Below are 23,624 nucleotides of genomic sequence, written 5' to 3'. Positions count from 1 at the left end.
GAGGGGCAGATTGTCGGACACGGACGACAAGGGCAAGGACAAGGACAGGGACAAGGACCAACCGCGCTCAGGGAGCAAGGATCGCGGCATCGAAACCAGGATGTCGGGCGGCGACTCGTCCCAGGGCCCGTCGAGTTCGGACGCGGGCAAGCACGGCGTGAGCGAGTCGTCCGTGTCCTCCGCCTGGGGAGGCTGCGGCGACCAGACCACGAAGAGCGAGACGAAGACCCCCGACGGTGGCACCGACAAGACGACCACGACGCAGAAGCAGGACGGCACAGTCGTCACGTCGACGGACCACTTCGACGCCAAGGGCGATTTCACAGGCTCGACCACCGTCACGCAGACGACCGATCTGGGCAAGGGAACGATCACGACGGGCTCCGTGAACAAGGACGCCAACGGCAAGGAAACCAGCAGCGAACACAACGTGGCCCAGTACACCGACGGCACCTGGTCGGACACGACCTCGCGCACGGAGCCCGCAAAACAATCCGGAGATTCAACCGGACGTACTCCAGAGAAAACCGGCGGGGATGCTGCACCGTTTTCCGGTCACGCAAATGCGAAGGGGGGAGACGAAAAAGCAAAGGGGGGAGGCGAGAAGGTCGGGGAACAAGGCAGGATCGTCAATGCCTTCAGGGACGCGGAAGGAAATCTGCACACGGTCCGCGAAACGCCATCCGGCGGAACCGTCGAGAGCTGGCAGGTAAAAAGGGGCGGAGAGCTGCACACCATTTCAATATCGAAGGACAAGGACGGGAAGGTCACCGGAAGCTCGGACTCGTGGCAGGCACGGGACGCCAACGGGGTCATGCACTCCTACAAGAACGAGTTCGACGCCAAGGACCGCTTGACGAAGCAGACGGACACGTTCCGCGGCGAGGACAAGAACGTCCACCACAAGACGGTGGAATACGACGGCAAGGAAGGCACGCGCGTCTCGGACAGTTGGACGGACAAAGGAAGATGGCACGTCGACAGCAAATACTTCCAGGGCAAAGACCTGGACAAGCACATGACCGAGCACATCACTATTTCACCTGACAAGCAGGGAAACAGTCATCTTGTCACGGAGAAATTTGACCGGAATGGCAACAAGATCGAGACTTCCGACAGATGGCAAACGAGGGGCACGGACGGAAAGTTTCATGAGCACGAGAAAACCGAGCGGCTCTCCCGCTGACAATGCTTCCGTCTCTCGACAGTCCCGTCGCACACCGTCCTTTGACAGCGGTTGTGTCGCTTCGAGTGCGAGCCGGAACAAGATGCTGCGGCCGTAGCCGGCATCGGCCACGATCACCGGCAGGCCCTGCGCGACCAGCCGGTCCGGCAGACTCAAAGCCAGACGGCCTCCCCAGGCCTGCGGCGGGGCCCCACCGCATGCGATCGCGTCCCCTCGGCCCCTACGGGCCTGGGGAGGCCCCACCCCCTCGGCCCCTACCGGCCCGAGGCAGACCCCACCCCCTCGGCCCCTACCGGCCCGAGGGAGGCCCCATGCACTGAACGCGGCCCCGTCCTGCGGGCGGACGGCGTCATTTGTCAGACACGACCTGGCTAGGCCGTTTCAGCCGCGCGTGAACACCGCGACCGTGCGGCCCGGCACCGTGAAGGTCCCCGAGTCACTCGCGTACGAGGCCGACTTCACGACGGTGTCGGCGCCCGCGGCCTGCACCGGGTGCAGGGCGTACGAGGTGCCCGCGAGCGCGTCGACCCGCTGCCTCTGCGTCGTCGGCGTGGCGTTGAAGACCACCACGAGCTTCCCGAGCCGCATGGTGATCACGCCCGGTGTCTCGTCCGTGCCGGAGAGCGGGAAGGACAGCGCCGACTGCACGGCGTCCGCCGTGCCGAGTCCGAACACCGGCTCGCCGGTCCGGATCCGCAGCAGATCGCGGTACGCGGCGGAGGCGCCGGAGATCTGGTCGCAGCCGGGGCTGAGCGCCGCGGTGGTCAGCAGCGGCTTGGCATAAGGCCATTTGGACTGGTTGTCCGCCGCGGGCGGCAGCCCCCGGCCGAATCCGTTGCCGTCGCGGCAGTCCCAGTGCACGGCGTTGAACCAGTCGCCGCTGTCATAGGAGTTGCGGTCCAGCGACTTCGAACGGAGCAGGTCCGAGCCCGCCTGGGAGAGCGCCGGCCCCTGGGAGAGGGCCGCCGTCGCCATGGCCAGCACCTGCATCCGCGCCCGGTCCGCCGCCGTGACCGTCGGCGGGAGTTTGTACGCGAGCGCGTCGTACAGGGTCTCGTTGTCATGCGCGTCGGCGTAGGCGAGGGCGTCGCCGGGCGCGGAGGCGTATCCGGCAGGGGCGCCGTTGTAGTCGACCTCGGAGCCCTTGACCGTGCGTCCGCTGGTGTCGGTGAAGGTGTACGAGGCGAGGTTCCCCGACAGCCCGACCTTGATCAGGTCCTGGTAGTGCAGCAGTCGGGCCCGCTGCTCCTCCGGGCTGCCGTTGGCCTTGGAGGCGCCCGGTTCGGTGAACAGCCCGGAGGCGAAGCCCCGGATCCCCGGGTCCTCGTCGAACGGCCCGCCGCCGCGTACGGCGTCGCGTGCCCGGTCGGAGAAGGTGGCGACGCCGGTCCCGGCCATGTTCTTCTGGGTGGCCTGGACGAAGCGGGCGTCGTCGGCGATCTCGCCGAAGTTCCACCCCTCCCCGTACAGCACGATGTTCCTGCCGTCGACGCCGTCCTTGGCCATGGTGAGCGCGTCGAGTGCCTTGCGGACGGCGAGGATGTTGGACTTGGGGTGGTGGCCCATGAGGTCGAAGCGGAAGCCGTCGACCTTGTACTCCCTGGCCCAGGTGACGACCGAGTCCACGACGAGCTTGCCCATCATGGTGTTCTCGGGGGCGGTGTTGGCGCAGCAGGTGGAGGTGGCCACGCTGCCGTCGGCGAGCAGCCGCTGGTAGTAGCCGGGCACGATCCGGTCCAGTACGGACTTGTCGTCCTGGCCGCTGGCGACGGTGTGGTTGTAGACCACGTCCATGACCGTGCGCAGTCCGGCGCCGTTCAGACCCTGCACCATCTGCCGGAACTCGACCGTGCGGCGGGTGCCGTCGGGGTCGGAGGCGTACGAGCCCTCGGGGACGGTGTAGTGCAGCGGGTCGTAGCCCCAGTTGTAGGCGTCCTTGGCGGCTGCCTTGGTGACGCAGGCCTGCTGTTCGTCGGAGTCGGGGGCGTGGGCGGTGAGATCGCAGTCCGGGGTGGTCTGGCCGGACCTCTTCTCGGGGATGGTGCCGATATCGAAGGCGGGCAGCAGATGGACGTACGAGGTGCCGCTGTCCGCGAGCCGCTTCAGGTGCTTCATACCGGCGGACTCGCGGTCGGTGAAGGCCAGATAGCCGCCCGGGTGCTTCGCGGTGCGGTCGGCGACCGAGAAGTCGCGGATGTGTAGCTCCTGGATCTGCGCGTTCCGCAGCGGCACGGCTGTGGGCTTGCGGAGTGCGGACCAGCCCTCGGGGGCGAGCCGGGGATCGGCGAGGTCGGTGACGAGGCTGCGGGCCGAGTCGGTGGTGAGCGCTGTCGAGTAGGGGTCGGTGACCTTGTTGGTGACGAGTCCGCGGACGCTGGGCGCCCAGACGGTGACGGCGTAGCGGTAGGGCTTTCCACGCCAGCTCGCCGGGCCGGTGACGGACCAGACGCCGGTGGTGTCGTCGCGGCGCATCGGCACGGTCCGGCCGTCGAGTTCGAGCGCCACCGCGCGGGCGGTCGGTGCCCAGACGGAGAGGGTCGGACGGCCCTTGTGGAACACCGGTCCGAGCGCGGCGTCCTCGGCCTCGCCCGCGTACAGGTCGTCCAGCACGCCGGGGATCTGCACCCCGGTCGCGGCGAGCAGGGCGCCCGCTTCGTTGCGCTGGGTGGCGATGAGCTGGCCGCGCAGGGCATCGCGTACCCGGTCGCGGTCGCGCGGGTCGACGGTGAAGGCCGGGTAGTCCTTGAGGTGCGGGTACTCGGCCTGCTGGGCGTCGCTGAGGGCGGCGGGGGTGAGGCGGAGCCACTGGCCCTCGTCGTTCAGCGCGCCGTCCTTGATCTCGATGCCGCCGTGCGGGGCGTAGACGAGCTGCTGGCTGGTGGCGTCGGTGGACTTCACCTTCCAGACGACGGTGCCGCGGTCGATGAACTGGGCCTCGGCCTTCGCCAGGTCGAGTGAGGGCGCGCCGCCTGTCTGCGGGAGCAGATACTTCTGCTGCCCGGCGAGCATCCATACCTCCCGGCCGTGGTTCGCGAAGGACAGCGACTGGTCGTTGGGCAGGTCCTTCTGGTCGCCCTTGTGGACGATGTAGCTGAGCGAGGTGGCGCCTTGGGCGAGCGGGACCTCGAAGGTCACCCCGTAGGCGTCCTGGCGTACCGGCATCAGCGGCTTGGACCAGTCGGTGGGTTCGGCGGCACCGGTCCAGGTGTGCAGACCCCAGCCGTCGTAGTCCCCCTCCGCCCGCTGGTAGTGCAGCACGGCTTTCGAGGTGTCCTGCGGCGGGTAGGCGCCGTCGGGTGCGGTGTCGGACTGGCCGTCCTGACCCTCCGCGATCCAGACCTCGCCGGTGCGGCCGAGGTCGATGGTCCGCTGGGGTCCTTCGGCGGTGCCGTCCTTCTCCACGGTGTACGGGATGGTGGCGGCGCCTTCGGGGACCTTGACCCAGGCGAAGGCGCCGTAGGCGTCCCGGCCGGTGAACGCGGCGGTGGTCCCGCCCGCCTTGAGCCGCACGCCGTCGTAGTCCCCTCCCCCAGGGCCTCCGGCCTGGGAGGTACCACCGGTCCGCTTGTAGTGGACCACGGCGTAGTCGCGCTGGACGGCCGTCGGCTTCGCGGGCGGCGGGACGCGGCCCGCCGTGGTCGATGCCAGTGCGCTCGCCGTGCGGCCGAGGCTGTCGACAGCCACCGCCTTGTAGCGCAGCGGGGTGCCGGAGGGGGCCGTGATGTGCTGGGTGACCTTGTAGGGGGCGTGGTCGGCGGTGCCGAGGGTGCGCCACTCGCCGTTGCCGGCCTGGGCGGCGAACACCACCCGGTTGAGCTGCCCGCCCTGGACATCGGCGGTGAGCTCGACGGTGCCGGTGGCCCCGGCGGCCGGGGCTTTCAGGGTCAGGGACGGCTTGGCGGCGGGTGCGGCGAGCGGCTCGGTGGCGCGGAGCACCAGCGAGGACAGCGCGGGCACGGTGACGGTGATCTTCCCGTCCTCGGCACGGACGGCGCCGGAACCGCCGTACAGCAGGCGGAAGCCGGCCGAGTCCACGGGCAAGGTCACGGTCTTCGGGGCGGTGGCGTTGTTGGTGGCGACGACGTACTCGACGCGCTGCCTGGCGTCCGTACGGGAGAACGCGTACACGGACTTCCCCGCGCCCGCGGCGTGCCGCTCCTGCTGTATGCCGTCGCGCAGTGCCGGGTGCTGCCTGGTCAGCTTCGCGAGCGCGGCGATCGAGCGGTAGACCGGGTGCGCGGGATCGTAGGCGTCTTCGGCGTGGGTGCGGTCGGTGCCGAGCTGTTCGTCGTCCAGGTAGTCGGCGGTCTTCGACGCGAAGAGGGTCTGACGGGCGTCCTTGTCCCCGCCCGCGCCGGTGAAGCCCTGCTCGTCGCCGTAGTAGACCACCGGGTTGCCCCGGCTGAGGAACATCAGCTCGTTGGCGAGCCGGGCGCGCTTCAGCAGCTCGGCGTCGTCCGCGCCGGGGTTGTCCTGCATGAGGAAGGAGCCGACACGGCCCATGTCGTGGTTTCCGAGGAAGGTCACCTGCTCATAGGCGTTGGCCTTGTCGGTGGTGTAGCGGTAGTCGTCGCCGAACACCTTCGCGAGTCGTCCGGCGTCGGCGCCTTGGGAGGCGTACGCGCGGACCGCGTCCTGGAAGGGGAAGTCGAGGGTGGCGTCCAGCCGCCCCCGGGTGACATAGGGAGAGGTGACGGCGGTGTCGGCGGAGTAGACCTCGCCGAACATGAAGAAGTCGTCCCGGCCCCGCTTCGCCGCGTAGGCGTCGAGCGCGGTGGCCCACTGGGTCCAGAAGTCCAGGTCGACGTGCTTGACGGTGTCGATACGGAAACCGTCGATGTCGAAGTCGCGGACCCACTTCTCGTAGATCTTCTCCATACCGTCCACGACCTCGGGGCGCTCGGTCCACAGGTCGTCAAGACCGACGAAGTCGCCGTACTCGGCGCTCTCCCCGGCCCAGGTGGAGTCCCCCCGGTTGTGGTACATGGCGGGGTCGTTGAGCCAGGCGGGGACCTTGGAGATCCGGCCCGGACCCTGGACCGGGGTGTACGGGAAGGAGTCCGCGTCCACCCTCCCGACCCCCGCCCGGTCGTCGAAGGGGCGGCCGTCCTTGTCCAGATAGGGGTACGCCCCCTTGGGGCGGTAGCCGTACTTCTTCTCGGCGTAGTCGACGGTGTCGGCGGTGTGGTTGGTGATGACGTCGAAGAAGACCTTCATGCCCTTGGCGTGGGCCTTGTCGATCAGTTTCGCCAGGTCGGCGTTGCTGCCGAAGTGCGGGTCGACCTGGGTGAAGTCGGTGATCCAGTAGCCGTGGTACCCGGCACTCGCGTCCTTGCCCGCGCCCTGCACGGGCCGGTTCTTGAAGATCGGGGCCAGCCAGATGGCGGTGGTGCCGAGGCCCTTGATGTAGTCGAGCCGCTGGGTGAGCCCCTTGAGGTCGCCGCCCTGGTAGAAGCCCTTGTCCTCGGGGTCGTGGCCGGTCTCCAGCCGCGAACCGGTGAGTCCGCCGCGGTCGTTGGCCCGGTCGCCATTGGCGAAACGATCCGGCAGGACGAAGTAGAACTGCTCCCGGGTCAGGTCGTGGCGGCTCGGCTCGGCGGCGAGCTTCGCGTCGCCGGGAGGGGCCGGCGGCTTGGCCGCCGCGGCGGGTACTGCGGGCGCGAGCGCCGCGCACAGGGCGGCGGCGAGCGTGGCCGCGACTGCTCGGCGCCGGCCGCGCAGGGGGCGTATCACAGGGGCTCTCCGAGGATCGTGGGTGGTGCGCCGCTCCGCGCGCAGCGGGGTCGAGAGCGCGCGGAGCGGCGGTTCAGGGGTGGGACTCAGCTACGTGGCGGTTCAGGTGCGGTTCGGTCGCGGTCACTCGCGCCAGGTGTCGTTCAGCGTGACCGTGCCGCTCGCGGGCACGGTGGCCGTGCGGTCGGCGCCGCTCTCCCAGACGACGCTGCCGTTGCCGTCCTTGCGGATGTACTTGTACGCGAAGGCCGTACCGGCGGGCAGGCTGACGTCGAGCTTCCACACGGGGTAGCTCGCCGGGTCCAGCTTCAGCGCGCCGCCGGTGTTCCAGTTGCCCAGGGCCGCCTGGTCGCCGGTGACATAGATGTTCTCGCCCCACGCGGTGGTGGCGTTGACACCGAACGAGGCTCCCGCGGCACCTGTCGAACCGCCGCAGTTCCGCGCACCCGTGTGCAGCGCGACGGCGGTGCCGGCGGCCAGGGTCCGGGTGAACTGCCCCGCCGCGTTGACCGTGACGCCCGTACCGGACTGGATGTCGCAGTACGCGCCCGCCGGCAGCGAGGTCTGGAAGGTCCGGGTCAGCGACGCCGGCTCGTGGTTGATGGCCACATACGCCTTGTCGCCGCGCCCGAACGCGATGGCGTCCCCTCCGTTGTCCCACCAGTTCGTGACGCCCTGACCGTGGGCCACGTTCCTGAAGGCGACCATCGAGGAGATCTCACGCCAGGCGTGCTGGCACTTCCAGCCGTCGCTGTAGCAGGCGTTCACCGTGCCGCCGTTCGGCGGTCCGGCTTCCCGGTCGTACCACTCGTAGCCGGAGTGGATATCCGGGGAGCCGTAGGGCCAGGCCAGCATGAAGACGTTGGCGAGGGTGTAACTCGCGCCGTCCTTGTAGCTGAGGGTGTCACCGCCGCGCTCGGTGTCGTGGTTGTCCACGAAGACGGCGGACCGGCCGCTCGCCATATGGCCCCAGCCCTCGCCGAAGTTCCTGAGATAGGCGAGCTTCTCGCTGGTGAAGACCCGCTTGAGGTCGCGGGCATAGCGGAACTCCTGCACATCGCCGTTGCCGAGGTACTCGCTGGGCGAGACCGCCTCACCGGTGCCGTGGATGGCCTCCTGCTTCCAGTAGGCACCGGGGTCGCTGAGCTTGGCCTTGATGGCCGCGAGGTCGGCGGCCGGCATGTGCTTGGCGGCGTCGATCCGGAAGCCGTCCACACCCAGCGACAGCAGGTCGTTGAGGTAGCCCGCGATCCTGGTGCGGACGTACTCCTCGCCGGTGTCGAGATCGGCGAGCTGGACCAGCTCGCAGTTCTGGACGTTGGCGCGGTTCCGGTAGTCGGTGATCTGCGTGATGCAGTCGTCCATGTCCGAGGACGAGTACAGGCCGGGGTAGGCGTACTTCGTATACGGCGAACCGCCCGTGCCCGTACCGCTTCCAGCGGCCATGTGGTTGATGACGGAGTCGGCGACGACCTTCACGCCCGCCGCGTGGCAGGCGTTCACCATCGCGGAGAACGAGGCGCGGTCACCGAGCCGCCCCGCTATCCGGTAGCTGACGGGCTGGTAGGACGTCCACCACTGCCCGCCCTGTATGTGCTCCTGGGGCGGGGAGACCTGAACGTATCCGTAGCCGGCCGGCCCGAGCGTCTCACCGCACGCACGGGCGACCGAGTCAAAGCGCCATTCGAAGAGGACGGCGGTGACATCCTTACTGCCTGGCGGGGCCGCCTGCGCGGCTCCCGGTGGCGTGAGCACCACTGTCGCCGCACCTGCCGCGAGGGCGAGGGCGGCGGCCAGGGTTCTGCCGGCCATGTGGTTCCTCCTGCGGCTCAGGAAGGGGAATGGGGTTGTGAGTCGGAGCGGAGGGCCCGGTGGGGATGGGGATTGAATGTTCTTGCTGCAAGAATGCAAGACCCTCTGTGCAGGTGACCGTAGGGCCAGCGGGTCCAAGGGTCAACAGTTTCGACATCTGCGGGACTCATGGAAGACATGAGCCCGCAAGAAATTGCACTGACGGAAGGGAGGCATCCCGGCACAGCTCCCCCACACCGCACGCCCTGGCCGTGCCGCATACGACCACCGGACGTTCGATCGCGCGACCGCCCTCGTCGGCACCGCGAGCGCACCGGCCGAGCCATCCGCAGAGTCCACGCCGCCGTCCGGGCGGCCCACCGGAACCCGGGCGGCAGCCACAGCGCCGCGCGCCCCCTCACGCACAACAACGAAGCCGACGCCGAGTCCGCTGGGGACCCGTGCACCTTCATCAGCTCACCGCCAGAAACGATATCGCCCCTCACGAGAAAGAGGTATCATTCACTGAACTGAAGTGTCGCGAAGGGAGCCATTCACATGGCGAGAACCGTAATCGACCTGGATGAGAACATGGTGGCCGAAGCCATGCGCATCTTCGGCACCAAGACGAAGGCAAAGGCCGTTCGCCTCGCTATGGAGGACTCCGTCAAGCGCCATCTGCGACAGGAAGGCTTCGACGCCATCGACTCCGGCGAGCTCGACTTTAGCGAGATCATCGAGAGCACCGGCCCCCGTAATGCCGACGGCTCACTCAAACACAAAGGCGACTGCGGCGGGGGCCACGCCGCCTGATGCAGGACCGATATCTGGTCGACAAGTCCGCCCTCGCCCGCTGGGCGAAGCCAAGTGTCAGGGAAACCCTCCGGCCCCTCCACGAGCGCTACCTGCTCGTCGTATGCCAGCCCACCGAGTACGAGATGATCCACTCGGCACGGGACAATGCGGATGCAATGCGCATCAGCACTTGGCTCCACGGTTTCGACTACCTGCGCGCGGACGACGACGTCTTCACCCAGGCCCTGGAAGTCCAGCGTCACGCGCTCAACGCGGGTTTCCACCGCGCCCTTTCACTCCCCGATCTGCTCATCGCCGCCACTGCGGAGCTGAACAGGCTGACGATCCTCCACTACGATGGCGACTTCGACATGATCGCCTCCCTCACCGGACAGCCCACCAAATGGGTCGTCCCACCAGGCACCGCCGACCACTGACGTCCCACCGACGCCCTGCCGTACGGAGGCCGCGAGGCGCGGCGGCCGGGGCCGCCGGCTCAGCGCGACGGCCGGGCCGTCGAGCCCCGTACCACCAGCTCAGGCTGGAACAGGTACTCCGTGGTGGGCACCGGATTGCCCCGGATCTCCTCCAGCAGGGCACCCACCGCCGTCGATGCCATCGCGTGCACCGGCTGGCGCACCGTGGTCAACGGCGGGTCGGTGAAGGCGATCAGCGGGGAGTCGTCGTAACCGACCACCGACACGTCGCCCGGTACGTCGAGTCCCCGCTCGCGGACGGCGCGGATCGCGCCGAGGGCCATCATGTCGCTGCCGCAGACGATGCCGGTGCAGCCGGCGTCGATCAGTTCGGCAGCCGCGGCGTGGCCGCCTTCGACACTGAACAGGGTGTGGCGGACATACCGTTCGGCGCCCGGCCCCGCCGTGGCGAGGAAGCCCTCCGTCTTGCGGCGGGACGGCACATAGCGGGCGGGGCCGACCGCGAGGCCGATCCGCTCGTGGCCCAGTTCGGCGAGATGGCGCACCGCCATGGCGGCGGCCATCTGGTCGTCGGCCGAGACGAAGGCTGCCGAGATCCGCTCGTTGTGGCCGTTGACGAGGACGAACGGGACCTTGCGGGCGGCGAGTTCGGCGTAGCGGGCGGGATCGGCCGAGGTGTCTGCGTGCAGCCCGGACAGGAAGACGATGCCGTCGACACCGCTCTCCTCCAACTGCTCCACCAACTCGTCCTCGGTGGCCCCGCCGGGCTGCTTGGCGCACAGCAGCGGGGTGTAGCCGTGCCCGCTCAGCGCCTGCTCGACGACCTGCGCGAACGCCGGGAAGATCGGGTTGGTGAGCTCGGGCACCACCAGACCGACCAGTCCGTCGCCGCGTCTGCGCAGCCGTACGGGGCGCTCGTAACCGAGTATGTCGAGCGCCGCCAGCACCCGGGTCCTGGTGGCGGCCGACACGCCCGGTTTGGCGTTGAGCACCCGGCTGACCGTGGCCTCGCTGACGCCCGACTGGGCCGCGAGGTCCGCGAGCCGAGGAGCGGCCACCCCCGTGCCACCGCTCCTCGGCCGGGGGACGGTCACACCGTCCACCACACCGTGCTGTCCGCGGGCAGCACGGCGGTTCCGTCCGTCACCGCGACTGGGCCGGCGGCCAGCAGCAGGGTGCCGGGGACGGGCAGTTCCACGTCCGAGCCCGTGGTGTTGGTGGTGCAGACGAAGCCGTCGCGGGCCAGGGCGAGTACGCCTTCGGGCGCGTCCAGCCAGGTCACCGCGTCACCGGCACCCAGGCCAGGGTGCTCGCGGCGGACCGCGAGCGCCGCCCGGTACAGCTCCAGCGTCGAACCCGGCACACCCGTCTGCGCCTCCACACTCAGCTCACCCCACACCTCGGGCTGCGGAAGCCAGCTGCCGCCGCTGCCGAAACCGTACGACGAACCGGACCGGGTCCAGGGGATCGGCACACGGCAGCCGTCGCGGAACCCGTCCTGCCCCTCGGCACGGAAGAACGACGGGTCCTGGCGCACCTCGTCGGGCAGGTCGGTGACATCGGGCAGGCCGAGCTCCTCGCCCTGGTAGATATACGCCGATCCCGGCAGCGCCAGCATCAGCAGCGTCGCCGCGCGTGCCCGCCGCAGGCCGAGTGCGCGGTCGCCCTGCTCACGGAGCTGGGTGCCGAGGCCGGGCGGGTTGCCGAAGCGGGTGGCGTGCCGGGTGACGTCGTGGTTGGACAGCACCCAGGTGGTGGGGGCGCCGACGGGGCGCATCGCGGCGAGTGAGCCGTCGATGACCTCGCGCAGCTCCTTCGCGTCCCAGTTGGTGGTGAGGTACTGGAAGTTGAAGGCCTGGTGCATCTCGTCGGGGCGGACGTAGAGCGCGGTGCGCTCGACCGTCGGGGTCCAGGCTTCGGCGACGAGGATGCGCTCGCCTTCGTACTCGTCCAGGATCCGCCGCCAGGAGCGGTAGATCCCGTGCACTCCGTCCTGGTCGAAGAACGGCATGACGTCGTTGCCGAGCAGCTTGAGCTGGTCGCTGCCGCCGATGTCGGGCAGGCCGGGGGCCTTGACCAGGCCGTGGGCCACGTCGACGCGGAAGCCGTCGGCGCCCAGGTCCAGCCAGAAGCGCAGGATCGAGCGGAACTCGTCCTGGACGGCGGGGTGTTCCCAGTTGAAGTCGGGCTGCTCGGGAGCGAAGAGGTGCAGATACCACTCTCCCCCAGCCTCCGGCTGGGAGGTGCCCCCATTGCCGTCCGGCACCCCGACCCGGGTCCAGGCCGGGCCGCCGAAGATGGACTCCCAGTCGTTGGGCGGCAGTTCGCCGTTCTCGCCCTTGCCGGGGCGGAAGTGGAAGCGCTCCCGCAGCCGGGATCCGGGGCCCTCGCGCAGGGCCTGCCGGAACCAGTCGTGCTGGTCCGAGCAGTGGTTGGGCACGAGGTCCACGATGACCCGCAGATCGAGTGCGTGGGCGGCGCGGATCAGCGCGTCGGCGTCGTGGAGGTTACCGAACGCCGGGTCGATGGCGCGGTAGTCGGCGACGTCGTAACCGGCGTCGGCCTGCGGAGAGGCGTAGAACGGGCTGAGCCACACCGCGTCGACGCCGAGTTCCCTGAGATACGGAAGCCGCTCGCGTATGCCGGCGAGATCGCCCATGCCGTCGCCGTTCCCGTCGGCGAAGCTGCGCGGATAGACCTGGTAGATCACCGCGTCCTGCCACCAGCCGGTGTGCGTGCCACTGGTCGGGTGGTGGGCGGGGGCGGCGAGGTGCTGGGTCATTTCATCCCTGGGTGTGATCGGATGCGGAAGTGTGGGGGACCTTGGAATGCGCCGGGGGATCAGCCCTTGACGGCGCCGGCCGAGACGCCGGTCACCAGATGCCGCTGCGCGAAGAGGAACACGATCGCCGCGGGGATGGCGATGAGCACGGACGCCGCGGTCATCGGGCCCCACTGGGCGCCGTACTGGTTCACGAACTTCTGGAGTCCGCCGGCCAGCGTCAGGTTCTCGTCGCCGACCATGAACGCGGAGGCGTAGGCCACCTCTCCCCAGGCGGTGATGAACGAGTAGAACGCCGTCACCGCGATCCCCGGCCTGGCCAGCGGCAGGATCAGCCGCCAGAACGTGCCGAACGGGGTGAGCCCGTCGACCTGGCCAGACTCGTCGATCTCGCGCGGGATGGTGTCGAAGAAGCCCTTCATCATCCAGGCGCAGAACGGCACGGCGATGGTGAGGTAGGTGATCACCAGACCGGCGGGTTCGTTGAGCAGGCCCAGCCGGGACATGATGTTGTAGATCGGCACGATCAGCACCGCGACCGGGAACATCTGGGTGATCAGCAGGGTCCACATCAGCCCGCGCTTGCCGGGGAAGCGGAAGCGGCTGACGGCGTACCCGGTGGTGGCGGCGACGAACACGCCGAGCACCGTGGTGAGTCCGGCGACCAGCAGCGAGTTGCCGAACCAGGTGAGGAACTCGGTGTCGGCGATCAGCTTGCCGTAGTTCTCGAACGTCGTCTCTTTGACGAAGTCGGTGGTGGTCGCGTACTCGGCGGGCTTGAGGGAGGTCAGGAACACCCACAGCACCGGGAAGACCGCGATCACGGACGCGATGACGAGCGTCAGGTGCAGGGCGAGTGAGGCGAGCGGCGAGCGGCGGCCGCGCACCGGGCGCTTCCCCCGTGCGGTCGGGGCGGCGGCCCGTGACGTACCCGGTCGGACCGGGGCGTTGGTCGTCGTGGTCACCAGGTTTCTCCCTGCTTGCGGAGGACTCGTTGGTAGACCGCGGCGAAAAGCATCAGGAGGACGAGGATCAGCACGCCCCAGGTGGAGGACTGGGCGAAGTCGCGCGGGCTGATCTCGAACGAGAACTTGTACGCCTGGGTCACCAGGATCTGGGTGGCCTCACCGGGACCGCCCCGGGTCAGCAGGAAGATCACCGGGAACATGTTGAAGGTCCAGATGGTGCTCAGCAGGATCACCGTGGTGGACACCGAGCGCAGCCCCGGCATGGTGATGTGCCGGAAGCGCTGCCAGGCACTGGCGCCGTCCATCTCGGCGGCTTCGTAGAGCTCGCCGGGAATGGACTGCAGCCCGCCGAGCAGGGCGACCATCATGAACGGGACGCCGAGCCAGACATTGACGGCGATCACGGAGATCTTCGCCATCATGGGATCGTTCAGCCACGGCACGGCGTCGATGCCACCGCCCGCGAGGATCTTGTTGAGCAGGCCGTTGTCCTCGTTGTAGAGGAAGCGCCAGGCGAAGACGGAGACGAAGCCGGGCACGGCCCAGGGCAGGACCAGCACCATCCGGTAGAACGACCGGCCGGCGATCCTGCGGTTCAGGATGTTGGCGAGGGCGAGGCCCAGGCCGAAGGTGACGGCCACACAGGAGACCGTCCACACCAGCGTCCAGCCGAGGGTGCCGAGGAACTGGTCGCCGCTGAGCGCGTCGGCGTAGTTGTCCAGGCCGACGAATTCGTAGGTCGCGGGGAGCTGGTTGACCCCGATGGACCGCTCGACGTTCCGCTCGTTGGCGTCGGTCAGCGACAGATAGACGCCGCGGACGAGCGGATAACCGATGATCACCCCGATCACGATCACCACCGGGGCGACCATGGCCCAGGCGTACCAGTGGGTGGAGAGGGCGCGGCGGAGCTTGCCGGGCGCCGCTGCGGAGTCGCGGCGACGGCCGCGGGCCCTGTTGGGCTCCGCGGCCTTCGCCACCGACTGGCCGCTGGTGTGGACAGCCATCAGTCGGTCTCTTCCCTTACTTCCAGTCCTTGAGGAGCTTGCGGTAGGCGTCGCCCGCCGTCGAGGCTCCCTTCTCGGGGGTGGTCTGGTCGGTGAGGACCTTGGTGTACTCGGTCACCAGCGGGGCGAAGAGGCTGCCGCCCTCGGGGATCCAGGGGCGCTCGACGGCCTTGTCGACGGCCGGCTTGAAGAAGCCGATGATCTGGTCGGCCGCGACCTTCGGCTTGGAGTAGACGGAGGTGCGGGTCGGGAGCAGGCTGAGCTCCTCGGCCACCTGGGTCTGGGCTTCGGCGGAGGTCATGTACTCAACGAAGGCGTAGGAGGCCTCGAGGTTCTTGGACCCGGCGTAGACGGCGAGGTTGTGGCCGCCCTGCGGGGCGCCCTGGCCGGCGGAACCGGCCGGGACCGGGGCGACACCGAGGTTCGCCTTGTCCTTGAACTCCTTGCCGGCGTAGGTGTCGGCGACGGCCCACGGGCCGTTGATCATCATGGCGACCTTGCCGTCCTTGAAGGCCGACTGCATGTTGTTCCAGCCGTCGGTGGCGTCGGTCTTGGCGGCCCCGGAGTCGACCAGGTCCTTGACGACCTTCATGGCCTTGACACCGGCCGGGTCGTCCACCGTGATCTGCTTCTTCTCGGCGTCGACCAGGTCGCCGCCCTCCCCGTAGAGGAAGGACAGGAACCAGTAGGCGTCGTCGCCGCGCAGGTACAGGGCCGTCTTACCGGTCTTGTCCTTGATGGTCTTGGCGGCGGTCTTCAGCTCGGCGATGGTGGTGGGGGCCTGGACGCCGGCCTCCTTGAAGATCTTCTTGTTGTAGAAGATGCCCATGGTGTCGATGACCTGCGGGACGGCGTAGGTCTTGTCCTCGTACTTCGTGGAGGCCGCGGCCTGCTTCAGGAAGTCCGATTCGTCCTTGAGGGCCGCGGTGCCGTCGAGCGGGGCGAGGTAGCCCAGGTCGGCGAACTCGGGGGTCCAGGCGACCTCGGAGCGGATGACGTCAGGGGCGCCGGAGCCGGACTGGGCGGCGTTCTTGAACTTGTTCTGCGCCTCACCGAAAGGCACGTTCACATACTTGATCTTGACGTCGGGGTGCTTCTTGGTGAAACCCTCGGCCAGCTTCCTGAAGACCTTGTCCTCGCTGCCGACGTTGGACGTGTCCCACCAGGTGACCGTGCCCGACAGCTTGCCGCCCGAGCTGTTCTTCGCGCCCTCACTGTCGTCGCCGCCGCACGCGGTCGCAGAGAGCGCCAGGCTCGCGACCAGAGCGGTGGCCGCTATGCCACGTCGCATGTGAACTCCTTCGATGGGGCCGCACCATCACGGCGGCGCCGATTCGTGGAGGAACGTAACAAGGTTGAAAGAAGACCGAAAGAGCTTGCGAGAGATTTCCGCAAGACGCGGGGATCGTTACATCCGCGTGTCCTCAAGGTTGCCGCCCAGGAGCTTGCCAGGCTGCGGATTCGTACGCTCCGGCCTCGTCTGATCGCGGTCAGTACCGGTTGACACCCGCCTCGCAAGGCGCGGCAAGTGCTTCCGCAAGAGATTGCAGCGCTGTTACCTTCAAGAGGGGTCGGGCGTGGAACGGTTCATCCCGGTTTACGTCCTCCCGGTTTACGTGTCCGCAGGCATCGGCAGCGCACCACCGCATCGGCAGCACCCGAAAGATCCGGAGGGACCCGTCCATGACCCAGGAGCTCAGCACCGCCGCCCCGGCGCACCTTCCCCGGCAGCGGGGCGACTGGTGGCGTGACGCCGTGATCTACCAGGTGTACGTACGCTCCTTCGCCGACAGCGACGGCGACGGCATCGGCGATCTGCGAGGCATCCGGGAGCGGCTCCCCCATCTCGCCGGGCTGGGTGCGGACGCGGTCTGGATCACGCCCTTCTACGCCTCCCCCCAGGCGGACGGCGGCTATGACGTCTCGGACTACCGGGCGGTCGACCCCCTCTTCGGCGAGCTGTCCGACGCGGACGACCTGGTCCGCGAGGCGCACCGGCTCGGACTGCGGGTGATCGTCGACATCGTGCCCAACCACACCTCGGACCGGCACCCCTGGTTCCGTGCGGCGCTCGCGGGCGGCCCGGAGCGGGCGTACTACCACTTCCGCCCCGGCAAGGGCGAGAAGGGAGAGCTGCCGCCCAACGACTGGGAGTCCGTGTTCGGCGGTCCCGCCTGGACCCGGGTCGAGGTGCCGGACGGCAATGGGGGCACCTCCCAGCCGGAGGCTGGGGGAGAGTGGTATCTGCACCTCTTCGCACCCGAGCAGCCCGACCTCAACTGGGACCATCCCGCCGTGCACGAGGAGCTCGCCTCGGTGCTGCGCTTCTGGCTGGACCTGGGGGTCGACGGCTTCCGTATCGATGTGGCCCACGGGATGGTCAAGGCGGACGGAATGCCCGACATCGGGCTGCGAGAGCAGGCCAAGATGATCGGCGCACAGGTGCTGCCGTTCTTCGACCAGGACGGTGTGCACGAGATCCACCGCTCCTGGCGGCGGCTCCTGGACGGCTACGAGGGCCAGCGCATCGGTGTCGCCGAGGCCTGGGCCCCGACCTCCGAGCGGTTGGCCCTGTATGTGCGTCCGGACGAGATGCACCAGGCGTTCAACTTCCAGTTCCTGCGCTGCCCCTGGGAACCAGCGCGGATGCGCGAGGTCATCGACGCCTCGCTCGCGGCGACCGCGTCGGTCGGCGCCCCGACCACCTGGGTACTGTCCAACCACGATGTGGTGCGGCACCCGACCCGCTACGGCGACGGCCCCATCGGGCTGCGGCGGGCACGCGCGGCGGCGCTGCTGATGCTGGCGCTGCCGGGATCGGCGTATATCTACCAGGGCGAGGAGCTCGGCCTGCCCGAAGTCACCGACCTGCCCGACGAGGTGCGCCAGGACCCGTCGTTCTTCCGTGCCGAGGGGCAGGACGGGTTCCGCGACGGCTGCCGTGTGCCGATCCCCTGGACCCGTACCGGATCCTCGTACGGTTTCGGCAGCGGCGGCAGCTGGCTTCCGCAGCCCGAGGTGTGGGGTGAGCTGAGTGTGGAGGCGCAGACGGGTGTGCCGGGTTCGACGCTGGAGCTGTACCGGGCGGCGCTCGCGGTCCGCCGCGAGCACCCCGGCCTGGGTTCCGGTGACGCGGTGACCTGGCTGGACGCGCCCGAAGGCGTACTCGCCCTGGCCCGCGACGGCTTCGTCTGCACCACCAACACCACGGGCTCGGACGTGGAACTGCCCGTGCCGGGGACGGTGCTGCTGTCCTCGGCCTCACCAGGGTTCGGCGACGGGACGGTCCGCCTGCCCGCCGACTCCAGCACTTGGTGGGCAATCTGAGATGCGACCGGTACAGTCCCATGGCATGACCGCACGGCTTGCCGACATCGCAGCCCAGGCGGGGGTCAGCGAGGCCACGGTCAGCCGAGTGCTCAACGGCAAGCCGGGCGTGGCCGCGGCCACCCGCGAATCGGTGCTCGCCGCACTCGATGTGCTCGGCTACGAGCGCCCCGTACGGCTGCGCCGGCGCAGCGCCGGGCTCGTCGGACTGATCACCCCCGAGCTGGAGAACCCGATATTCCCGGCCCTGGCCCAGGTCATCGGGCAGGCGCTGACCCGCCAGGGCTACACCCCCGTGCTGGCCACCCAGACGCCGGGCGGCTCCACCGAGGACGAACTCACCGAAATGCTGGTTGACCGGGGCGTTTCGGGCATCATCTTCGTCTCCGGACTACATGCCGACACCAGCGCCGATATGTCCCGTTACGAGAAACTACGCGCCCAGGGAGTGCCGTTCGTCCTCGTGGACGGCTTCGCTCCCGGGGTGCACGCCCCGTTCATCTCCCCCGACGACCGGGCGGCGATGCGGCTGGCGGTGACCCATCTCGTCGCGCTCGGGCACACCCGGATCGGGTTGGCACTCGGACCAAAGCGGTTCGTCCCGGTGCTGCGGAAGATAGAGGGCTTCACGAAGGCCGTCCGCGAGCAACTGGGACTGACCGACGAGCAGATCGAGGCCGAGCTGATCCAGCACTCCCTCTACACCCTGGAGGGCGGCCAGGCGGCGGCGTCCGCGCTGATGGAGCGAGGCTGCACCGCGGTGGTGTGTGCGAGCGACATGATGGCGCTCGGCGCGATCCGGGCGGCCCGGCAGCGCGGGCTCGAAGTACCGCGCGACATCTCGGTGGTCGGCTTCGACGACTCCCCGCTGATCGCCTTCACCGACCCCCCGCTGACCACGATCCGCAAGCCCGTCCCGGCCATGGGCCAGGCAGCCGTGCGCACCCTGCTGGAGGAGATCGGCGGGACCCCGGCGCCGCACAGCGAGTTCGTCTTCATGCCCGAGCTGGTGGTACGGGGATCGACCGCGTCCGGCCCCGGAAGTACCCCTGGCGCCTGAGATTGGGGCGTTGATCGAAGCCCGCGCGGCCATCTGGCAGACTCTCCCCCTATGGGTGAAGCGACCGTAAAACCTCTGGAAGCCCGGGCGGCCACCTCGTCACCCATGGTGACCGCGGAATCTCCGGCTCCGGACAGTGATCCCCAGCCCGATCACGCGCCCGACCTCGGCCCCGAGCACGGGCCCGGTCGCGGGCGCGGGCGCTGGCGTCGTACGCGGGCGCCCCAGCGGCCCAAGATCTGGTTCGAGATCCTGCTCATCGCGGTCAGCTACTGGATCTACTCCCTCATCCGCAACGCGGTGCCCGAGCAGAAGGCACAGGCCATGCGGAACGCCGACTGGATCTGGGAAGTCGAGAAGACCCTCGGCATAGCGGTCGAGCAGACGATCAACCACGCCGTGAACTCGGTGACTTGGCTGATCGTGACCATGAACTACTACTACGCGACCCTGCACTTCCTGGTCACCATCGGCGTCCTCGTCTGGCTCTACCGCTGGCACCCGGGCCGCTACGCCGCCGCCCGCCTGGTCCTCTTCGCGACCACGGGCGTGGCGCTCGTGGGGTACTACCTCTACCCCCTCGCCCCGCCCCGGCTGATGAACGGCCAGGACTTCATCGACACGGTGCTGGTGCACCACACCTGGGGCTCGATGGCCTCCGGGAACCTGAAGCACATGTCGAACCAGTACGCGGCCATGCCGTCGATGCACATCGGCTGGTCCCTGTGGAGCGGACTGATCATCTTCGCGCTGGCCTCGGCTCCATGGGCGAGGATCCTGGGCCTGCTGTACCCGACGCTCACGCTTGTCGTCATCGTCGCCACAGCCAACCACTTCTGGCTGGACGCGGTCGGCGGCATGCTCTGCCTGGCCTTCGGCTACAGCGTGAGCCACGCCTGGCACGGCGCCCTGCCGCACCGGCTGCCGAAGCGGGTCGCACCACTCGGACGCCCGGCCCCGCTGGGGCCGCTGGAGCCCGTCGTCCCCCAGCCCGCCGCGCGGAGCTGAACGCGGCGGCACAGACCGCACCGAGGCTGAGGCAACCGGGCGGCTCGCGGATGACGGGCCCCGCCCGGACCCGCCGCCTCAGGCGTCACGCCCCGCAGAAGAACTCCATCGCAGCGCAGAAGAACCCCACCACCGCCCGGACCCGCGGCATCACGCGTCAGGCCCCGTAGAACAGGTCCTCCACCACCGCCCGTGCCCGCCGTGTCGCGCGCCGGTAGTCGTCCAGCATCTCGCCGACATGCCCCGGCCCATAGCCCAGGTACCGCCCGACCGCGGCCAGGTCCCGGGCGTCGGAGGGGAAGGTGTCGCCCGGCCTGCCCCGTACCAGCATCACACCGTTGCGCACCCGGGTCGCCAGCACCCAGGCGTCGTCGAGGATCTGGGCGTACTCAGCTGACAGCAGACCCGCGGCGTGCGCGGCGGCCAGGGCCTCGCGGGTGCGGGGTGTGCGCAGGCCCGGTTCGCACCAGGCATGCCGCATCTGGAGCAGTTGCACCGTCCACTCGACGTCGCTGAGGCCGCCCCGGCCCAGCTTGGCGTGCAGGGCGGGATCGGCTCCGCGCGGCAGGCGTTCGGTCTCCATCCGGGCCTTGAGCTTGCGGATCTCACGGACGGCCTCGTCGCCGAGGCCCTCCATCGGATAGCGCAGCGGATCGATCAGCTCGATGAAGCGCGCGCCGAGCTCCGCGTCACCCGCCATCGGTTCCGCCCGCAGCAGGGCCTGGCTCTCCCACACCAGCGACCAGCGCCGGTAGTAGGCGGCGTACGAGGCGAGGGTGCGGACCAAGGGGCCGTTCTTGCCCTCGGGGCGCAGGTCGGCGTCGATCAGCAGCGGCGGGTCCGCCGTGGGGACCTGGAGCAGCCGCCGCATCTCGGCGACGACGGCGTTGGCGGCCCTGGCGGCCTCCGGCTCCGGCACTCCGTCGCGCGGCTCGTGTACGAACAGCACGTCCGCGTCGGAACCGTAGCCCAGCTCCTGCCCGCCGAAGCGGCCCATGCCGATCACCGCGAACCGGGTGGGCAGGGTGTCGCCCCACTGCTCCCGTACGACGGCGCGCAGGGCGCCCGCGATCGTCGCCGCGTTGAGGTCGGTGACCGCGCTGCCGACGCGGTCCACCAGGGCGCCGGGGTCCTGTGCGGCCGGATTGTCCTCGGTGCCGTACGAGCCGATCAGGTCGGCCGCCGCGGTCCGGAACAGCTCGCGCCGCCGCACCCCGCGGGCCGCGGCGACCGCCGCCTCGGCGCCGTCCGCGCGGCCCACCGCGGCCAGGACCTCCTGCTCCAGATGGTCCCGGTCGCGCGTCCCCAGGCCTTCGGGGTCGCCGAGCAGCGCCACCGCTTCCGGGGCCCGCAGCAGCAGATCGGGCGCGAGCCGGCCGGCGGACAGCACCCGCGCGAGGTTCTCCGCCGCCGCGCCCTCGTCACGCAGCAGCCGCAGATACCAGGGGGTCTTGCCGAGTGCGTCGGACACCTGGCGGAAGCCCAGCAGACCCGCGTCCGGGTCGGCCGAGTCCGCGAACCAGCCCAGCAGCACCGGCAGCAGGGTCCGCTGGATCGCGGCCTTGCGGGTCATGCCCGAGGTCAGCGCCTCCAGATGACGCAGCGCGGCGGCCGGATCGGCGTAACCGAGTGCTTCGAGGCGCTGCCGCGCGGCGGCGGCGCTGAGCCGGATCTCGCCGGGGGCGAGCTGGGCCACCGCGTCGAGCAGCGGCCGGTAGAAGATCTTCTCGTGCAGCCGCCGTACCACCGCCGCGTGGCGCCGCCACTCCTTGTTGAGCTCGGTGACCGGCTCGGCGCGCAGCCCCAGGGAACGCCCCAGCCTGCGCTGGTCGTCCTCGTCCTCCGGGACGAGATGCGTACGGCGCAGCCGGTAGAGCTGGATGCGGTGCTCCATGGCGCGCAGGAAGCGGTACGCCTGGTCGAGCTGGGCGGCGTCCGCGCGCCCCACGTACCCGCCGGCGGCGAGGCGGTCCAGAGCGCCGAGCGTGCTGCCGACACGCAGCGCGGGGTCACTGCGGCCGTGCACCAACTGGAGCAGCTGCACGGCGAACTCGACGTCCCGCAGCCCGCCGGGGCCGAGCTTCAACTCGCGGTCTATCTGGGCAGCGGGGATGTTGTCGACGACCCGGCGGCGCATCTTCTGCACGTCGGGCACGAAGTTCTCACGCTCGGCGGCCTGCCAGACGAGCGGTGAGACGGCGGCGAGGTAGTCGTCGCCGAGCTCGGGGTCACCTGCCACCGGCCGGGCCTTGAGCAGTGCCTGGAACTCCCAGGTCTTCGCCCAGCGCTGGTAGTAGGCGAGATGGCTGGAGAGGGTCCGCACCAGCGGGCCGTTGCGGCCCTCCGGACGCAGATTGGCGTCCACGGGCCAGATGGCGCCCTCGACGGTGGTCTCCGAGCAGATCCGCATGAGGTGCGAGGCGAGCCGGGTCGCGGCTTTGACGGCCGCTGCCTCGTCGGTGCCGTCGGCGGGCTCCCCGACGAAGATCACATCGACGTCGGAGACGTAGTTGAGCTCATGGCCGCCGCACTTGCCCATCGCGATCACCGCGAGTCGGCAGGCCGCGGCGTCATCGGGTGCGTCGGCACACGCGATGGCGAGCGCCGCACGGAGGGTCGCGGTGGCCAGATCGGCGAGCTCGGCCGCGGTCTGGGCGACATCCGTAGTCCCGCACACATCCCGGGCGGCCAGCAGCAGCAGGCAGCGCCGGTAGGCGATCCGCAGCGACACCGGGTCGGTGGCCTCGGCGAGCCCGCGCTCGAACTCCGCCACACCCGGGTGCAGATCCGCCGCCTCGTAGGTTTCCAGGGCGTGCCAGTCCTGAGGGTGCCGTGCCAGATGGTCGCCGAGTGCCTCCGATGCCCCGAGCACCCCGAGCAGCCGGTCCCGCAGGGGTTTCGACGAGATCAGCGTGTCCAGCAGCACCTGCCGCTCGTCAGGCTCGCCGTCCGCCGTCTTCTGCGCCTCCAGCAGCCGCACCAGACCGCGCAGCGCGAGATCCGGGTCGGCGGTGGCCCCGAGTGCGTCGAGCAGTACGGAGTCGGCGCGTACGGGCGCCATCTCGGGAAGCTCCAGGAACCGCTCGGCGACGGCCGGGTGGGTGAAGCCGTGTCGCAGCAAACGGGTGAACGTGCTGCTTCTGCGCCCCGGCACCGTCATCCCGCCGCCTCCATCCGATCAAGGCCAGGATCCGAGCGTAGCCCGCGGCGCCGCATCCCGATGTCGGGGGGCTTTCACCGTCCCGCGGGTCGTTCCACCGGGGCCGCGGCGCTCACGTTCCTCGCAGTCGGCTTCGGCCGACCGGATCCCACCCGCTGTGGTGGGACAGGGACGCAGTCCGCGCACGTCACCGCCCTCGTGAAGCGCCCGACCGCGTAGAGAAGGCTGGCCAGATCAAGCCGGGAACCGGTGGAGTCGCCGCCACCGCTGCGGCCTGCCCGGCCGAGGCCGCCGGTGCCCGGGCCGGGACGTCCGTCGATGGCACGTTGGTCACTGATGCCGCGGAGGGCCGGGGCTGGCTCTTCCGGGC

At 69.7% G+C, this 23,624-nt stretch carries 14 protein-coding genes; 6 read left to right on the top strand and 8 right to left on the bottom strand.

The genetic code is table 11. The features are described from left to right. Positions 1–10: 10 nt before the first annotated feature. Entirely contained in the window at positions 11–1,186 is a 1,176-nt protein-coding gene (locus ACFWI9_RS03885) for a hypothetical protein (RefSeq protein ID WP_387158888.1), read from the top strand. Positions 1,187–1,567: 381 nt separating this feature from the next. Here the strand turns inward: ACFWI9_RS03885 and pulA are convergent, their stop codons facing one another. Both pulA and ACFWI9_RS03875 read right to left on the bottom strand, forming a co-directional pair. Beyond that, complete coding sequence (gene pulA / locus ACFWI9_RS03880) at positions 1,568–6,919, bottom strand: pullulanase-type alpha-1,6-glucosidase (protein WP_387158887.1); 5,352 nt, start codon at positions 6,917–6,919, stop codon at positions 1,568–1,570. A 123-nt stretch (positions 6,920–7,042) separates the two neighbouring features. Continuing rightward, positions 7,043–8,731, bottom strand: coding sequence for a carbohydrate-binding module family 20 domain-containing protein (locus ACFWI9_RS03875; RefSeq protein WP_387158886.1), 1,689 nt, complete (start codon positions 8,729–8,731; stop codon positions 7,043–7,045). A gap of 537 nt (positions 8,732–9,268) precedes the next feature. Between ACFWI9_RS03875 and ACFWI9_RS03870 the strand changes: the two genes are divergently transcribed. Both ACFWI9_RS03870 and ACFWI9_RS03865 read left to right on the top strand, forming a co-directional pair. Next, complete coding sequence (locus tag ACFWI9_RS03870) at positions 9,269–9,523, top strand: type II toxin-antitoxin system VapB family antitoxin (RefSeq protein WP_387158885.1); 255 nt, start codon at positions 9,269–9,271, stop codon at positions 9,521–9,523. Next, positions 9,523–9,942 (top strand): PIN domain nuclease, encoded by a 420-nt coding sequence (locus ACFWI9_RS03865; RefSeq protein WP_387158884.1) that lies wholly within the window; start codon positions 9,523–9,525, stop codon positions 9,940–9,942. Before ACFWI9_RS03870 ends, ACFWI9_RS03865 begins: the two co-directional genes overlap by 1 nt. A gap of 59 nt (positions 9,943–10,001) precedes the next feature. Here the strand turns inward: ACFWI9_RS03865 and ACFWI9_RS03860 are convergent, their stop codons facing one another. Genes ACFWI9_RS03860 through ACFWI9_RS03840 form a run of 5 tightly spaced genes read right to left on the bottom strand, consistent with a single transcriptional unit; the run spans position 10,002 to position 15,990 of the window. After that, positions 10,002–11,048: a LacI family DNA-binding transcriptional regulator gene (locus ACFWI9_RS03860; RefSeq protein WP_387158883.1), complete on the bottom strand. Its 1,047-nt coding sequence runs from the start codon at positions 11,046–11,048 to the stop codon at positions 10,002–10,004. Next, positions 11,033–12,724, bottom strand: a complete 1,692-nt coding sequence (locus ACFWI9_RS03855; RefSeq protein WP_387158882.1) for a glycoside hydrolase family 13 protein — start codon at positions 12,722–12,724, stop codon at positions 11,033–11,035. The genes ACFWI9_RS03860 and ACFWI9_RS03855 overlap by 16 nt, the downstream gene beginning before the upstream one ends. 59 nt (positions 12,725–12,783) lie before the next feature. Then, positions 12,784–13,689: a sugar ABC transporter permease gene (locus ACFWI9_RS03850; protein ID WP_387158881.1), complete on the bottom strand. Its 906-nt coding sequence runs from the start codon at positions 13,687–13,689 to the stop codon at positions 12,784–12,786. Then, the gene (locus ACFWI9_RS03845; RefSeq protein ID WP_387158880.1) at positions 13,686–14,699 is read right to left on the bottom strand and encodes a carbohydrate ABC transporter permease; all 1,014 of its coding nucleotides are present in this window, start codon (positions 14,697–14,699) and stop codon (positions 13,686–13,688) included. The genes ACFWI9_RS03850 and ACFWI9_RS03845 overlap by 4 nt, the downstream gene beginning before the upstream one ends. 16 nt (positions 14,700–14,715) lie before the next feature. After that, positions 14,716–15,990: an extracellular solute-binding protein gene (locus tag ACFWI9_RS03840; RefSeq protein WP_387158879.1), complete on the bottom strand. Its 1,275-nt coding sequence runs from the start codon at positions 15,988–15,990 to the stop codon at positions 14,716–14,718. Positions 15,991–16,382: 392 nt separating this feature from the next. Here ACFWI9_RS03840 and ACFWI9_RS03835 point away from each other — a divergent pair, with 392 nt between their 5' ends. Genes ACFWI9_RS03835 through ACFWI9_RS03825 form a run of 3 tightly spaced genes read left to right on the top strand, consistent with a single transcriptional unit; the run spans position 16,383 to position 20,094 of the window. Continuing rightward, positions 16,383–18,026 carry a glycoside hydrolase family 13 protein gene (locus ACFWI9_RS03835; RefSeq protein ID WP_387158878.1) on the top strand — a complete coding sequence of 548 codons (1,644 nt, stop codon included), beginning with the start codon at positions 16,383–16,385 and terminating at the stop codon, positions 18,024–18,026. A 25-nt stretch (positions 18,027–18,051) separates the two neighbouring features. Next, positions 18,052–19,086, top strand: coding sequence for a LacI family DNA-binding transcriptional regulator (locus ACFWI9_RS03830; protein ID WP_387158877.1), 1,035 nt, complete (start codon positions 18,052–18,054; stop codon positions 19,084–19,086). A 51-nt stretch (positions 19,087–19,137) separates the two neighbouring features. Beyond that, positions 19,138–20,094, top strand: coding sequence for a phosphatase PAP2 family protein (locus tag ACFWI9_RS03825; RefSeq protein WP_387158876.1), 957 nt, complete (start codon positions 19,138–19,140; stop codon positions 20,092–20,094). A gap of 157 nt (positions 20,095–20,251) precedes the next feature. Here the strand turns inward: ACFWI9_RS03825 and ACFWI9_RS03820 are convergent, their stop codons facing one another. Beyond that, complete coding sequence (locus ACFWI9_RS03820) at positions 20,252–23,254, bottom strand: bifunctional [glutamine synthetase] adenylyltransferase/[glutamine synthetase]-adenylyl-L-tyrosine phosphorylase (protein ID WP_387158875.1); 3,003 nt, start codon at positions 23,252–23,254, stop codon at positions 20,252–20,254. Positions 23,255–23,624: the final 370 nt, after the last annotated feature.

It is taken from the genome of Streptomyces sp. NPDC127084 (genome assembly GCF_042724175.1).
GTDB lineage: Bacteria > Actinomycetota > Actinomycetes > Streptomycetales > Streptomycetaceae > Streptomyces.
Note: the sequence above shows the minus strand (reverse complement) of the source record. Positions and strands in the feature narration are given on the sequence as shown.

Bases quoted from the DNA above. Each gene is read 5' to 3' on its own strand.
- ACFWI9_RS03855 (WP_387158882.1), bottom strand. From the start codon at position 12,724: ATGACCCAGCACCTCGCCGCCCCCGCCCACCACCCGACCAGTGGCACG.
- ACFWI9_RS03835 (WP_387158878.1), top strand. From the start codon at position 16,383: ATGACCCAGGAGCTCAGCACCGCCGCCCCGGCGCACCTTCCCCGGCAG.
- ACFWI9_RS03830 (WP_387158877.1), top strand. From the start codon at position 18,052: ATGACCGCACGGCTTGCCGACATCGCAGCCCAGGCGGGGGTCAGCGAG.
- ACFWI9_RS03845 (WP_387158880.1), bottom strand. From the start codon at position 14,699: ATGGCTGTCCACACCAGCGGCCAGTCGGTGGCGAAGGCCGCGGAGCCC.
- ACFWI9_RS03870 (WP_387158885.1), top strand. From the start codon at position 9,269: ATGGCGAGAACCGTAATCGACCTGGATGAGAACATGGTGGCCGAAGCC.
- ACFWI9_RS03825 (WP_387158876.1), top strand. From the start codon at position 19,138: ATGGGTGAAGCGACCGTAAAACCTCTGGAAGCCCGGGCGGCCACCTCG.
- ACFWI9_RS03875 (WP_387158886.1), bottom strand. From the start codon at position 8,731: ATGGCCGGCAGAACCCTGGCCGCCGCCCTCGCCCTCGCGGCAGGTGCG.
- ACFWI9_RS03840 (WP_387158879.1), bottom strand. From the start codon at position 15,990: ATGCGACGTGGCATAGCGGCCACCGCTCTGGTCGCGAGCCTGGCGCTC.
- ACFWI9_RS03865 (WP_387158884.1), top strand. From the start codon at position 9,523: ATGCAGGACCGATATCTGGTCGACAAGTCCGCCCTCGCCCGCTGGGCG.
- ACFWI9_RS03820 (WP_387158875.1), bottom strand. From the start codon at position 23,254: ATGACGGTGCCGGGGCGCAGAAGCAGCACGTTCACCCGTTTGCTGCGA.